This window comes from Pseudomonas paeninsulae, from assembly GCF_035621475.1.
Lineage (GTDB): Bacteria > Pseudomonadota > Gammaproteobacteria > Pseudomonadales > Pseudomonadaceae > Aquipseudomonas > Aquipseudomonas paeninsulae.
Genome location: NZ_CP141799.1, coordinates 189,778 through 203,364, shown reverse-complemented (window position 1 = coordinate 203,364; position 13,587 = coordinate 189,778). Strand labels below are relative to the sequence as shown.

At 61.1% G+C, this 13,587-nt stretch carries 11 protein-coding genes; 8 read left to right on the top strand and 3 right to left on the bottom strand.

Annotation, left to right across the window (positions count from 1 at the left end; translation table 11 throughout):
• Positions 1-45: 45 nt before the first annotated feature.
• The 3 genes from VCJ09_RS00900 to VCJ09_RS00890 all read left to right on the top strand — a co-directional run bounded on the left by VCJ09_RS00900 (position 46) and on the right by VCJ09_RS00890 (position 2,958).
• Positions 46-1,602, top strand: a complete 1,557-nt coding sequence (locus tag VCJ09_RS00900) for a trimethylamine methyltransferase family protein (protein ID WP_324732756.1) — start codon at positions 46-48, stop codon at positions 1,600-1,602.
• A gap of 94 nt (positions 1,603-1,696) precedes the next feature.
• A complete protein-coding gene (locus VCJ09_RS00895; protein ID WP_324732755.1) occupies positions 1,697-2,110 on the top strand; it encodes a GFA family protein in 414 nt (137 codons plus the stop codon).
• A 101-nt stretch (positions 2,111-2,211) separates the two neighbouring features.
• Positions 2,212-2,958 carry a class I SAM-dependent methyltransferase gene (locus VCJ09_RS00890; RefSeq protein ID WP_324732754.1) on the top strand — a complete coding sequence of 249 codons (747 nt, stop codon included), beginning with the start codon at positions 2,212-2,214 and terminating at the stop codon, positions 2,956-2,958.
• Between the two features lie 144 nt (positions 2,959-3,102).
• Here VCJ09_RS00890 and gbdR read toward each other — a convergent pair whose 3' ends face one another.
• Together gbdR and VCJ09_RS00880 are read right to left on the bottom strand one after the other, a co-directional pair.
• Positions 3,103-4,206, bottom strand: a complete 1,104-nt coding sequence (gene gbdR / locus VCJ09_RS00885) for a choline metabolism transcriptional regulator GbdR (protein ID WP_324732753.1) — start codon at positions 4,204-4,206, stop codon at positions 3,103-3,105.
• 486 nt (positions 4,207-4,692) lie between these two features.
• A complete protein-coding gene (locus VCJ09_RS00880; RefSeq protein ID WP_324732752.1) occupies positions 4,693-6,072 on the bottom strand; it encodes an L-serine ammonia-lyase in 1,380 nt (459 codons plus the stop codon).
• Between the two features lie 413 nt (positions 6,073-6,485).
• On the opposite strand from VCJ09_RS00880, the gene VCJ09_RS00875 reads away from it, so the two are divergent.
• From VCJ09_RS00875 to VCJ09_RS00855, 5 genes are all read left to right on the top strand, one after another.
• A complete protein-coding gene (locus VCJ09_RS00875; protein WP_324732751.1) occupies positions 6,486-7,424 on the top strand; it encodes a choline ABC transporter substrate-binding protein in 939 nt (312 codons plus the stop codon).
• Positions 7,425-8,087: 663 nt separating this feature from the next.
• Positions 8,088-9,284 carry a quaternary amine ABC transporter ATP-binding protein gene (locus VCJ09_RS00870; RefSeq protein WP_324732750.1) on the top strand — a complete coding sequence of 399 codons (1,197 nt, stop codon included), beginning with the start codon at positions 8,088-8,090 and terminating at the stop codon, positions 9,282-9,284.
• A 1-nt stretch (position 9,285) separates the two neighbouring features.
• Entirely contained in the window at positions 9,286-10,167 is an 882-nt protein-coding gene (locus VCJ09_RS00865; RefSeq protein WP_324732748.1) for an ABC transporter permease, read from the top strand.
• A 36-nt stretch (positions 10,168-10,203) separates the two neighbouring features.
• Positions 10,204-11,148, top strand: coding sequence for a choline ABC transporter substrate-binding protein (locus VCJ09_RS00860; protein ID WP_324732747.1), 945 nt, complete (start codon positions 10,204-10,206; stop codon positions 11,146-11,148).
• A gap of 248 nt (positions 11,149-11,396) precedes the next feature.
• Complete coding sequence (locus VCJ09_RS00855) at positions 11,397-12,254, top strand: glycine betaine ABC transporter substrate-binding protein (RefSeq protein WP_324732746.1); 858 nt, start codon at positions 11,397-11,399, stop codon at positions 12,252-12,254.
• Between the two features lie 565 nt (positions 12,255-12,819).
• Here VCJ09_RS00855 and istB read toward each other — a convergent pair.
• Positions 12,820-13,569 (bottom strand): IS21-like element helper ATPase IstB, encoded by a 750-nt coding sequence (gene istB / locus VCJ09_RS00850; protein WP_324730939.1) that lies wholly within the window; start codon positions 13,567-13,569, stop codon positions 12,820-12,822.
• Positions 13,570-13,587: the final 18 nt, after the last annotated feature.

The following is a 13,587-nucleotide window of genomic DNA, read 5'->3' as shown; positions in this document are numbered from 1 at the left end:
TGGTGACGCCACAATGACCGACAAGAACCGAGGGAGTACCCCAGCATGAGCTCAAACCCCACACGCCGACGCTCGGGTGGCAGTGACGCGCGTCGCGCTAGCCGTGCCGAAGGCCAAGCTGCGCAGCCTGCCTATATCACACGCAACATTCCGTATTACGAGGTGCTTGGCGAGGAAGGCCTGGCCATCATCGAGGCCAACGCCGACACCATCCTCGAGGAGATCGGCATCGATTTTCGCGATGACCCCGAGGCGTTGCAGATCTGGCGCGACGCCGGCGCCGACGTCCAGGGCGAGCGGGTACGCATGCCACGCGGCATGTGCCGCAAGCTGATTCAGGACAATGCCCCGCGCGAGTTCACCCAGCATGCGCGCAACCCGGCACGCAGCGTACGTATCGGCGGTGCCAACACCGTGTTCGTGCCCGCCTACGGCTGCCCCTTCGTCCACGACCTCGACCGGGGACGGCGCTACGGGACCATCGAAGACTTCCAAAACTTCGTCAAACTGGCCTACCTGTCGCCGAGCATTCACCACTCCGGCGGGACCATCTGCGAACCCGTCGATCTGCCGGTGAACAAGCGTCACCTCGACATGATCTACAGCCACATGAAGTACTCCGACAAGTGCTTCATGGGCTCGGTCACCCACCCGGAACGGGCTCAGGACACGGTCGAGATGGCCAAGATCCTGTTCGGCGATGACTGGCTCGACCCGGACACCGGCAAACCGAAAACCTGCGTGATCAACCTGATCAACGCCAACTCGCCGATGACCTTCGATGACACTATGCTCGGTGCCGCCAAGGTCTATGCCCGCGCCAACCAGGCCTGCATCGTCACCCCGTTCATCCTCGCTGGCGCCATGTCGCCGGTGACCATCGCCGGCACCGCCGCCCAGACCCTGGCCGAGGGTCTGGCCGGCCTGGCGTTCGTGCAGCTGGTCAACCCGGGCGCGCCGGTGGTGCTCGGCAGCTTCGCCAGCTCCATGTCCATGCAGTCCGGCGCCCCCACCTTCGGCACGCCCGAACCGGCGCTGGTGCTGTACGTGATGGCCAACCTGGCCCGGCGCCTGGGCGTGCCGTTCCGTTCCGGCGGCTCCTTTACCGCGTCTAAGGTGCCCGATGCCCAGGCGGCCAGTGAGAGCGCCAACACCCTGCTGCCGACCACCTTGGGCGGGGTCAACTTCGCCCTGCATTCCGCCGGCTGGCTGGAAGGTGGCCTGGCCATGGGCTATGAGAAGTTCATCATGGATGCCGATCAGGCCGGCATGATGCAGACCATGCTCAAGGGCATCGACCTGTCCGAGAACGGCCAGGCCATGGATGCTATTCGCGAAGTGGGGCCGGGCAAGCACTTCCTGGGCTGCAGCCACACCCAGCTGAACTTCAAGACCGCCTTCTACCTGTCGCCGATCACCGACAACAACAGCTTCGAGCAATGGGATGCCGACGGTCGCCTGGACATGGCTCAACGCGCCAATGCGCGTTGGAAGAAACTCCTCGCCGAGTACCAGGCGCCGGAGCTGGATCCGGCCACCGACGCGGCCTTGCTGGCCTACATCGAGCAACGTAAAGCGAGCATGCCCGACTCGAGCGTATAAGCCACACCTGTAACCGTGCCAAGCGCGGCTGCGAGACCGCCAGGAGGCGGCCCCGCGACCGCGCTTGGCACCTTTCACAGCCTGGGGATATTCCATGAACGCCAAGGTTACCGGTGGTTGTCTCTGTGGCGGGGTAACCTATGCAGTGGTCGGTGCGTTGCGCGATATCGTTGTCTGCCATTGCGAACAATGCCGCCGCACCAGCGGCCATTTCGTCGCGGCGACGGCGTGCCGGAAAGCCCATTTCACCCTGATCAACCAGGCATCGCTCAAATGGTTCTCGTGCATCGCCGGCTTCCGCCGCAGCTTCTGCTGCGAATGCGGCTCCAGCTTGTTCTTCGAAGAGCAAGGCGATGAACGCATATCGATTGCCGCGGGTAGCCTGGATCAGGCGCAGGGTCTGAAGATTGCCGCACACATATACACGGCGGAGGCCGGCGACTACTACAGCCTCGATGACCGCGCATCTGTCTTTCCAGGCGGTGGGCACACAGTGCCATTGCCCTGACGCGAGTCGCCGCAGCGCCAAGCAGATTCATGGCTGCGCTCGCCCCCTCACCCATGTCACCTTGGCCGGGCCTTAACAGCTCACAGTCAGAAGGAGTACCTATGCACGCCGCCTACGATGATATTTCTCTCGCCTATAAAATTGTTCACGGGGAACTGACGGTGAAGAAACACGCCGAGGAGTTCACCTACCTCAATCTTCTCGGCGATGTGCATGGCCAAAAGGTGCTGGATCTGGCCTGCGGTGAAGGACGCTTCAGCCGAACGATAAAACGCCAAGGCGCAAGCCAGGTCGTCGGCGTGGATATATCGGCGAGCATGATCGAACTGGCTCGACAGGCAGAAAGCGAACAGCCGCTGGGTACCACCTATATCCACAGCGATGTGGCCGCCCTCGGCACCATTGGCATATTCGACACGGTGAGTGCGGCGTTCCTGTTCAACTACGCCGCCTCCAAAGAGGTTCTGCTGACGCTTTGCCGCACGGCTTACAGCAACCTCAAACCGGGAGGCAAACTGGTCGCCAGCGTTAATGCGACGCCCTTGTACCCGCCCCTGCATAACCAGGCCACGCGCAAGTATGGGTACCTGGTGCACAGCCCCTCGCCGTTGCGCGAAGGCGACGCCGTGGAATACGCGTTCTTCACCGGCAGCCACGCGATCCGCCTGCTCAATGTCCACTGGAGCCGCGCGACCTACGAGTGGGCCTTGTGCGAAGCCGGCTTCAGCGCCTGCAGCTGGCAATCGCCAACCGTCTCGCAACAAGGCCTGGAACAACATGGCCATGAATTCTGGCGCGACTTCCTGCTCGAACCGAATTTCATCTGCCTAGCAGCCTGTCGGACTTGACCGTTGCTGGCGCGGTTGCCGCGCAGTAGAACCGCGTTAAGCCTGACAGGCGGCTAGGAGCCTGCGTGAGCGCCGCACCTACGAACTGAGCCCCGGAATGAAGCCCAGCGGCGTAGCCCTGATTGCGCGGCACTAACCGGCCAGCTAGAGCCGCACGCTGGCGAAGGTCGATTCGCCTTGAGCGCGGGTCAGCGCGGCCAGGGCCGAGGTCGAGGACGGTCGCAGCAGGCTTTCTGGCAACGGCACCAACGCCCTCATGCTCACCATGTTCTGCCCGCTACGCTCGTCGCGCGGCGGAATGCTGAAGTATTCGCGGTAGCACTTGGAGAAATGCGGGGTGGAGACGAAGCCGCACACCGAGGCCACCTCGATGATCGACATCGAGGTCTGCTTGAGCAGCTGACGGGCGCGGATCAGGCGTAGCTTGAGGTAGTAGCGCGACGGCGAGCAATGCAGGTATTTCTGGAACAGACGCTCGAGTTGGCGGCGCGAGACATCGACGTAGCTGGCCAGGCCATCGAGGTCGATCGGTTCCTCCAGGTTGGCCTCCATCAACACGACTATTTCCTGCAGTTTCGGCTGATTGGTGCCGAGCATATGCTTGAGCGGCACGCGCTGATGATCCTGCTCGTTGCGAATGCGCTCGTAGATGAACATGTCGGAGATCGCCGCCGCCAATTCGCGGCCATGCTCACGGCCGATCAGGTGCAGCATCATGTCCATCGGCGCAGTGCCGCCGGAGCAGGTGTAACGGTTGCGATCGATGGAAAACAGGCGGGTGGTGATGACCGTGCGAGGGAAAGCTTCCTGCATCGCCGCAAGGACTTCCCAGTGCACGCTGCATTCGTAACCGTCGAGCAGGCCGGCCTTGGCCAAGGCCCAACTACCCGTGCACACCGCACCCATCTGGCGGCCATGGCGCGCCTGGCTCTGCAGCCAGTGCAAGTGCTCGCGGGTGACGCTGTGCTGGATATCCACGCCGCCGCAGACAATCACCGCATTCAGCACCGGAGCATTGCCCAGTCCGGCGTCCGGGGTGATCTGCAGACCATCGCTGGCACTTACCGGACAGCCGTTCTGGGTCAAGGTGTACCAGCGATACAGCTCCTTGCCGGAGAGCTGATTGGCCATGCGCAGGGGTTCCACCGCCGAGGCCAGGGAAATCAGGGTGAAGTTGTCCAACAGCAGAAAGCCGATGGCCAGGGGAACACGGTTCTGGGGCTGCGCCCCTTGGCTGAACTGTGACATTGGTGAAACCCTCGCATGAAGCTAAACACGGCGTTGAGCCCGCATCACGACGGAACTCAATTTTCTTGTGAGCCTGGCAGGACACAACCCCCAGATCTGCGTGGATAACAACGCAAAGGCCATGCCTAAATTGATTACTTGTTCAATAAACTTGGCGAGGTGCAGCCAACCCCCCAGCGACAAGGCTTTGCCAGGAGCGACAAAATATTCCGTTTACGACCCTAGGCCCCGACAGACGGGGGCCTGAGTATTTCGGTAGCACCGCCCGATCCGGTCAATGCCACCACCGCTACCAAAGGCCATGGTGGCAGTAACGGACGGGGTAATCGTGCCTAACCGGACAGTCACCAAGGCCGTCCGCGCGATCTGCGCGGCGCGGCACCAATAGTTGCGTAGCCGGCAGCAAAATGAGTCGCTGACGACCACCCGCAACCGTGCTGACGCCTCGCACCCCGGGTCAGAGAAGGTGCAGCACGCGAACTGCCCTCAGCATTCGATCGCACTGACGGCTAGGCCACCGCGTGAGGTTTCCTTGTACTTGTCGTGCATATCGGCGCCAGTGTCGCGCATGGTGCGGATCACCCGGTCCAGCGAAATATGGTGCTCGCCGTCGCCGCGCAAGGCCATTTGCGCGGCATTGATCGCCTTCACCGCGGCGATGGCATTGCGCTCAATGCAAGGGATTTGCACCAGGCCACCGACCGGATCGCAGGTCAGCCCGAGGTTGTGTTCCAGGCCAATTTCGGCGGCGTTTTCCAGCTGCTCTGGAGTGGCACCGAGAATTTCCGCCAAGCCGGCTGCAGCCATCGCGCAGGCCGAACCGACCTCGCCCTGGCAACCGACTTCGGCGCCGGAGATCGAGGCGTTCTTCTTGCACAGGATGCCCACCGCCGCCGCGGCCAACAGGTAATCGACCACATCGGCTTCGCTGACCGCCGGGCTGAAGCGCACGTAATAATGCAGCACCGCCGGGATGATGCCGGCCGCGCCGTTGGTCGGTGCGGTGACCATGCGCCCGCCGGCGGCGTTCTCCTCGTTGACGGCCAGGGCGAACAGGTTGACCCACTCCATGCCGCTGAGGGTCGAGCCGATCACGTTGGGCTTGCTCATTTCCTGCAGGCTGCGGTGCAGCTTGGCGGCGCGGCGCTTGACGTTGAGCCCGCCGGGCAGGATGCCTTCATGCTTGAGGCCCTGCTCGACACAGTCGCGCATGGCTTGCCACAGGCGCATCAGGCCACTGCGGATCTCCGCCTCACTGCGCCAGGCCTTCTCGTTGGCCATCATCAACTCGGACACGCGCAGCCCATGCTCCTTGCACAGGCGCATCAACTCGTCGCCACTGGAGAAGTCGTAAGGCAACTGGGTGTGATCCTGGTCCAGCTGGCCGCTGGCCGCCTGTTCGGCGTCGACCACAAAACCGCCACCGACCGAGTAATAGGTGCCGCTACTCAGCTCGCTGCCGTCGGCCGCGTAGGCCGTCAGGGTCATGGCATTCGGGTGATACGGCAGGTTTTCGTCGAGCAGCAACATGTCGCGCGGCCAGTCGAAGGCAATCGGCAACCGTCCATCCAGCTGCAAGGTGCCACTGCTGCGCAGCGTTTCAATCCGTGGCGCAATGTCCGCCGGGTCGATCTGATCCGGCCAGTCGCCCATCAGGCCCATGATCACCGCGGTGTCGCTGCCGTGACCGATGCCGGTAGCCGACAACGAGCCATACAGGCGCACTTCCACGCGTTGCACCCGCTCAAGCTGATGACGCTCACGCAGCGCGCCAGTGAACAGCGCGGCGGCGCGCATGGGGCCGACGGTATGCGAGCTGGAAGGCCCGATACCGATCTTGAATAAGTCGAACACACTGATAGCCACTATTAATCTCCCGCTCGCATTCCCGCTTTGCGGCCATCATCGGGATTTGCACGAACTACCGACGTCCCACACCGACTCGTTCATGTCCAAAGCCGTCAGGGTGACTAGCCGGGTGCCGAATGGAGGCGCGCTCGGTATACCTGACGCAGATGGATTAACCCAGTAACAGCTGGACGCCTGCTGGGCTGCTGCACAACGCCGCGAAACCGCCACCCCGTGACTCGGCGCACAATTTCCGGGCGGCGCATTGCCGAATGCGACAGCAGCGTCCCAACCGCGACCTGCCACATAGGCAACCATCCGACTCTGGCGTAATGATCCGATGCCCATGTGCCGGTCAGAAGCCGTTTGTTTCACCAGGTGCATGCTCAGAGATCCCGAAGGGACCCCGTCACCGGCTATTGGATATGCCCATGAAATTGCACAAGCACTGCCTGCTGACGCTCGCATTGAGCACCCCACTGCTGGCCCATGCCGTTGAACCCGTGACCTGCGACCTGGTGCGCTTCGCCGACGTCGGCTGGACCGACATCACCGCCACCACCGCCGTCACCCGCGTGGTACTCAACGACCTGGGCTACCGCACCCAGGTCAAGCGCCTGTCGGTACCCGACACCTACAAAGCCTTGCAGGACAAACAGATCGACGTGTTCCTCGGCACCTGGATGCCCACCTCAGAGGCCCACATCAGGCCTTACCTGGACAGCGGCGCGGTGGAAACCGTGATCGCCAATCTGGAGGGGGCCAAGTACACCTTGGCGGTCAATCAACCAGCCTACGACGGCGGGCTGAAAAGCTTCAGCGATCTGGCCAAATTCAAGAAGGAACTCGACGGCACGCTGTACGGCATCGAGCCGGGTAACGACGGCAACAAGCTTATCCAGTCAATGATCGACAAGAATGCCTTCGGCCTGGGCGATTTCACCCTGGTGGAGTCCAGCGAGTCGGGCATGCTCGCCCAGGTCAAACGCGCCGAGCACCTCAATCAATGGGTGGTGTTTCTCGGCTGGGAACCGCACCCGATGAACAATCAGGTGCAGATGCACTACCTGAGTGGTGGCGACGATTACTTCGGCCCCGATTATGGTGGCGCCACGGTCTACACCAGCGTGCGCAAGGGCTATACCGAGCAGTGTGCAAACGTCGGCCGGCTGTTGCACAACCTGCGCTTCAGTCTGGCGATGGAGAACCACCTGATGGAGGCCATTCTCAACCAGAGCACCAACCGTAGGCGCGAAGCCAAGGCCTGGCTGGCGGCCAATCCACAGGTGCTCAGTCAATGGTTGCAGGGCGTTACTCGGCGCGACGGTAGCGCGGCGAAAATGCCTTCGAGTAGCGGCAAAGAGCCATAATTTTCAAATATTTACGATTCTGCCACAGCCCCCAGCGCATGGTGGCTGCCCCCCTTTTATGGCTGTAATGCAGACCCGGCACGGGTTGCGGCTTCGGTCTATAGTTATTTAGTTGTGGTATGGTTTTTAAAGCGATCGCCATGTCGCCGCGCAACACGTCAGGGTCGCAAACCGACAATCGCGGTGATTCGAAGACTATATCGTTGAGCCAGCCAATTTCGTCACTGTCGACTCTTAGCAGGGTCGACAGACCAGAGTTCCCACGCCCTGGACCGAAGAATACATAGCGCTGGCCACCTCAATCGGGTGCCAGCCCAACAAGAAAATTTCGGATGCACGCGCATTTCAGGAAGAAATGTGAAATCCCAACGGATTGGCCTTCGTTACGCTGCCAGAGGGTTTGGAAAGCAGTTTGCGACACGGCACAGCAATGCTCATTCATCAGCATGACCAAGCAACGCCCATGACCTTTCGAGTTCATGGTGCGCCACTTAGCGTGCCTCTGAATGCGCAACCGCTAGCCGCGAAACAGAACGCTGTCCAAACCTTGGAACCGCCCACACTCACACAGGCAAGAACAGTCGACATCACCTGAGAGCGTCGTTCGGCGTGCGTCAGGTTCCGTGTAACTGATCTGGATGTCTACTGAAGGGGAACCCTCCCATGAAAGCTGGAAAAATAGTGGTCGAAAACCTGTACAAGGTTTTCGGCAATAAACCGCAAGAAGCCATCGAGCAGAGCAAGCAAGGCTGGAGCAAGGATAAAGTCCTTGCCGAAACCGGCGCGGTGATTGGTGTTAGCGATGTGTCGTTCAGTGTCGAAGAAGGCGAGATTTTCGTCCTCATGGGTCTTTCCGGCTCCGGCAAATCCACCCTGATTCGTTTGATCAACCGGCTGATTGAGCCTTCCGGCGGCGATGTGTTCATCGACGGCCAGAACGTCGCCAAGATGTCCAACGCGGAACTCATCAGCCTGCGTCGCCGCGACATGAGCATGGTGTTCCAGTCCTTCGCCCTGATGCCTTCGCGCACCGTGCTGGACAATGCGGCCTTCGGCCTGGAAGTGGCAGGAGTAGGCCGCAAGGAGCGGGAAGCACGGGCCATGGAGGTACTCAAGGACGTGGGCCTGGATACTTTTGCCCAGATGCACCCGCATGAACTCTCCGGCGGCATGCAGCAGCGCGTCGGCTTGGCCCGCGCCTTGGCCGTCGACCCCTCGATGATGATCATGGACGAGGCGTTTTCCGCCCTCGATCCACTCAAGCGTCGCGAAATGCAGGACTTGCTGCTCGAGCTGCAAAAGATCCACCGCCGCACCATCATCTTCGTCTCTCACGATATCGAGGAGGCCATGCGTATCGGCAACCGTATCGCCATCATGGAAGGCGGCAAGCTGGTGCAGGTCGGCACCCCGCAAGAGCTGGTCGACAACCCAGCCAATGATTATGTGCGTAACTTCTTCGACACCGTCGACACCAACCGTTACCTCACCGCCGGCCAGCTCATGGCTAACAGCGTGCCGGTCTTCGTGCACAACGGCGTTGCCCCGGACGCCCAGGTCGTCTCGCAAAAGCTGCAGGAACTGGACAAGCATTACGCCTTCATTGTCGATGAGAACAACCGCTTCTACGGTTCGATCAGCCTGGAGAAAATCGCCCTGCTGGTCGAAGGTGGCCAGTCATGCAAGCTTGACCAAAGCGTGGTGAAGCAGATCACGCCGGTGCCGGAAGACATGCCCCTGGATAAGGTCATCGCGCGCCTGGTGGACAACGAAGGGCCGATCCCGGTTGTCGGTGGCAACGGCCAATACTCTGGCGCTATTAGCAAGGGTCGCCTGCTGACCCGCATGCAGGGAGAATGACATGAGTGAGAAGCAACTCGACCTAGGCACCTGGGTCAACGACGGCGTTGAGTACCTGCTGAACAACTACAGCAACGGCTTCGACAGCATCGGTGGCGTGGTCAGTTCGTTTTCCGAAGGCATCGAGGCCATCCTCATGCTGCCACCGGCGTGGCTGCTGATCGCCATCTTCGTCGGCCTCGGCCTCTGGCGTATCGGCGCCCGGTTTGCCGCCTTTACCGCCGTATCCTTCATTCTGATTGTCCTCACCGGTTTCTGGGAGCAGACCGTGGTGACCCTCGGCCTGACCTTCTCAGCGACGCTGATCAGCCTCTTGTGGGGTATCCCCCTGGGCATCTGGGCGGCCAAGAGCGAGCGTGTGGCGACCATCATCCGTCCCATTCTCGACTTCATGCAGACCATGCCGGCGTTCGTCTACCTGATTCCGGCGGCCATGCTGTTCGGCCTCGGTCGGGTGCCGGGGATCATCGCCACGGTGATTTTCGCCATGCCTCCAGCCGTGCGTCTGACCAGCCTGGGTATTCGCCAGGTCAACAAGGAAATCGTCGAGGCCGGCCAATCCTTCGGCTGCAGCAAGACCCAACTGTTGCTCAAGGTCCAACTGCCTAGCGCCATGCCGTCGATCATGGCGGGGGTCAACCAGACCATCATGATGGCCCTGTCGATGGTGATTATTGCCTCGATGGTCGGTGCCGGCGGCTTGGGTAACGACGTACTCGCGAGCATCCAGCGTCTGGATATCGGTCTAGGCTTCGAAAGCGGTATGGCCGTGGTACTGCTGGCAATCATCCTCGACCGCATTACCGAAAGCTTCGGCACCAAGCAAAGCGAGAAACGCAGCACCCTGATTAGCTGGGTGAGTGCGAAGTTGCAGCGCCAGTAAGACCTTCACCTTATCCATTCACAGAGGGAGCGATAAATGAACAAGTTGAAAACTATTGCTGGAGTTAGCCTGCTGTCCTGCACGCTGCTGCAAAGCGCCTGGGCCCAGGAGCCGGAAAGCTGCAAACAGGTACGCTTCGCCGAAATCGGCTGGGCCGACATCGCCGCCACCACCGGCGTGGCCATGACCCTCAGCGAAGGCCTGGGCTACCAGCCTCGCAAGATCATGGCCTCGGTGCCGATCGCCTTCACCGGCGTGAAAAAGGGCCAGATTGATGTATTCCTCGGCTACTGGGCACCCTCGATGGATGCGGTGATCGAGCCGTTCACCAAGGATGGCGGCGTCAAGGTGCTGCCGACCGCGAACCTGGAGGGCGCCAAATACACCCTGGCGGTACCGACCTACCTGGCTGAGGCTGGCCTGAAAAGCTTCCAGGACATCGCCAAGTTCAAGAAAGAACTCGACGGCAAGATCTACGGCATCGAGCCAGGTAACGACGGCAATCTGCTGATCGAAAAAATGATCAAAGAAGACCAGTTCGGTATGGGTAGCTTCCGCATGGTCGAGTCCAGCGAAGCCGGCATGCTGGTGCAGGTACAACGCGCGGTACGGAAGAACAAGCCGGTCGTGTTCCTCGGCTGGGCACCGCACCCGATGAATACCCAGTTCGACCTCACCTACCTGTCCGGCGGCGATGACGTGTTCGGCCCGGATTACGGCGCGGCCAAGGTCTACACCGTGGTACCGCCAGAGTACGAAGCGCGCTGCCCCAACGTCGGCAAGCTGCTGAACAACCTGCAATTCAGCGTCAAAATCGAAAGCCAGCTGATGGAAAAAGTGCTGGAGAAAGAAGACCCGGCTGTAGTAGCCAAGAATTGGATCAAGGCTAATCCGGAAGCCCTCGACAAGTGGCTGGCGGGCGTTACCACCTATGACGGCCAGGATGGCGTCGCCGCCGTGAAGAAATACGTCGGACTCTGAGGGTCCGTCCCATACTCGGTACGCTCAGCCTTCAAGCCGGGCGTACCTGGTAAAGCCGCAGCAAGCGCAACCACAACTACCGCGCTTATCGCGCCGGGAGGTTGCGGCACTTGCCCGCGACTGCCCCGCGGCCTGCTGATTACCAGAGCATTTTCCGCTCTGCGCAAGCCGAGTACCGCTAGGCCCGCAATCAGAACGAGCCAGTAACACAGTTGAACTGCCACTCTCACTGATGGAGCACCAATTTTATGCGCAAACTATCCACCTTCTGCCTGAAAAGCCTTGGCGTCGCTGCCCTCGCGCTGGGCATGTCCACCGCCATGGCGGCGGAAAAGCCCACCCTGACCATCGGCTACGTCAACGGCTGGGACGACAGCGTCGCCGCCACCCATGTCGCCGGTGAAATCCTCACCAGCAAGCTTGGCTATCCCGTCAAGCTGATGCCGGTCGAGCCGGCCATCATGTGGCAGGGCGTGGCCCGCGGCGACCTCGACGCAACCCTCTCCGCCTGGCTGCCGGTCACTCACGGCGAGTACTTCACCAAAATGAAAGACAAGGTGGTGGTCCTCGGCACCAACTACGCAGGCGCCAAGATCGGCCTGGTGGTTCCCGACTACGTCGAAGCCAAGAGCATCGAAGACCTGAACAAAAACAAAGAAGCCTACGACGGCAAGATCACCGGTATCGACGCCGGTGCCGGCGTGATGCGCCGCACCGAAGAAGCCATCGAGAAATACAAACTGGACTTCAAGCTGATGCCGAGCTCCGGCCCCGCCATGGCCATCGCCCTGGCTCGCGCCGAGAAGAAGAAGGAAGCCATCGTAGTCCCCGGCTGGATTCCACACTGGATGTTCGCCAAGTGGAAACTGCGCTTCCTCGAAGACCCGCAGAATGTCTTCGGTGAAGCCGAGCACATCGACACCGTGGCCAGCATGGGCATGGAAGCCAAGGCCCCAGAAGCCGCTGCCTTCCTCAAGAAGTTCTCCTGGAGCGCCGAAGAAGTGGGCGCAGTGATGTTGGCCGTCAGCGAAGGCGCCAAGCCGGAGCAGGCTGCCAAGGACTGGGTCGCCGCCAACCCCGAGCGCGTAGCCGGCTGGTTGAAGTAAGCACTGTTACAGCAACAACAGAAAGCGGGCTTCGGCCCGCTTTTTTGTTGCCTGACCTTGTGCTCGAACACGACCCGGCGGCGATGTGCGCCCGGTATAGCGACAGCCGGTGGCTCATCGGAAAGAGGGCACCTCTAACGACTAACCCGGGAGGGTTGCACCGGCCTTTTCTCCGGTTCATCGTGCTTTCCCGAGGACACACGGCAAGCCCCTTTTTTGCAGCACCTGCGCGCTTGCCTCGCACGCCCAGTATTCGTGCGCACCAGCACTCAAAAGAACGCAGATCCACTCACTCTTGACTCAGGTTCCACGCAGCCAAAACCATAAGGGCACAGGCGCTATGGCACACGCCACCAGGAAGAGATAACTATGGAAGGGTACGAGCTTGCTCATGCCAGCCACCAGTCCGATGCCTCCGCCACCACCGATCAGGGCGTTCCCCGGTAGATTGAGCAGTACGGCAATCGCCAGGTGCGTATTTCGCTCATCGTGACCGGTCATTTCGCTAACAACGTGACCGGTTTCTCCACCCGATTGCGCGGGGTCTAAATTCTAACCGCATCGGTCACGATGCCGCTTCTTCTTCCGTCTTTTTACGTCGCAACGACTCGCCCTTCATCACAATTCGATACGCGCTGTGCACCAGCCGATCAAGTAAGGCGTCGGCCACTGTCGGATCGTTGATCCAGCCGTGCCAGTGATCGACCGGCAGTTGGCTGGTCAGTACCGTCGACCGCGAGCCGGCGCGGTCGTCGATCACTTCCAGCAGGTCGTGCCGGGCGTTTTCTTCCAGCGGTGCCAGGGCCCAGTCGTCCAGGATCAGCACGTCGACTTTGGCCAGTTGTTGTAGCGTGCGGCCGAAGCTGCCGTCGCCGTGGGCGATCCGCAATTGTTCCAGCAGGCGCGGCGTGCGCAGGTATAGCGTGCTGTAGCCTTGGCGGCAGGCCTGGTTGCCCAGGGCGCAGGCGAGCCAGGTTTTGCCGACGCCGGTTGGGCCGGTCAGCAACAGGTTGTGCTGTTGGCGGATCCAGTCACCGCTGGCCAGGGTCGCGAGCTGGCGTTCGTCCAGGCCTCTGCCCTGGCGGCGGTCGAGGTCTTCCAGGCAGGCACCGCTGTATTTGAGCTTGGCTTGTTTGCGCAGTCGCTCCAGGCGTTTGTTGTCGCGCCAGGCCAGTTCGCGGTCGAGCAGCAGGCCGAGCCGCTCATCGAAGCTCAAGCTGTGGCAGGCAGGCAGTGTCCATTGCTCTTCCAGCGCCTTGGCCATGCCGCTGAGGCGCAGGTGGTGCAACTGATTAAGCGTGTGTTGCGTCATCATTGAACAGCTCCTTTTGGG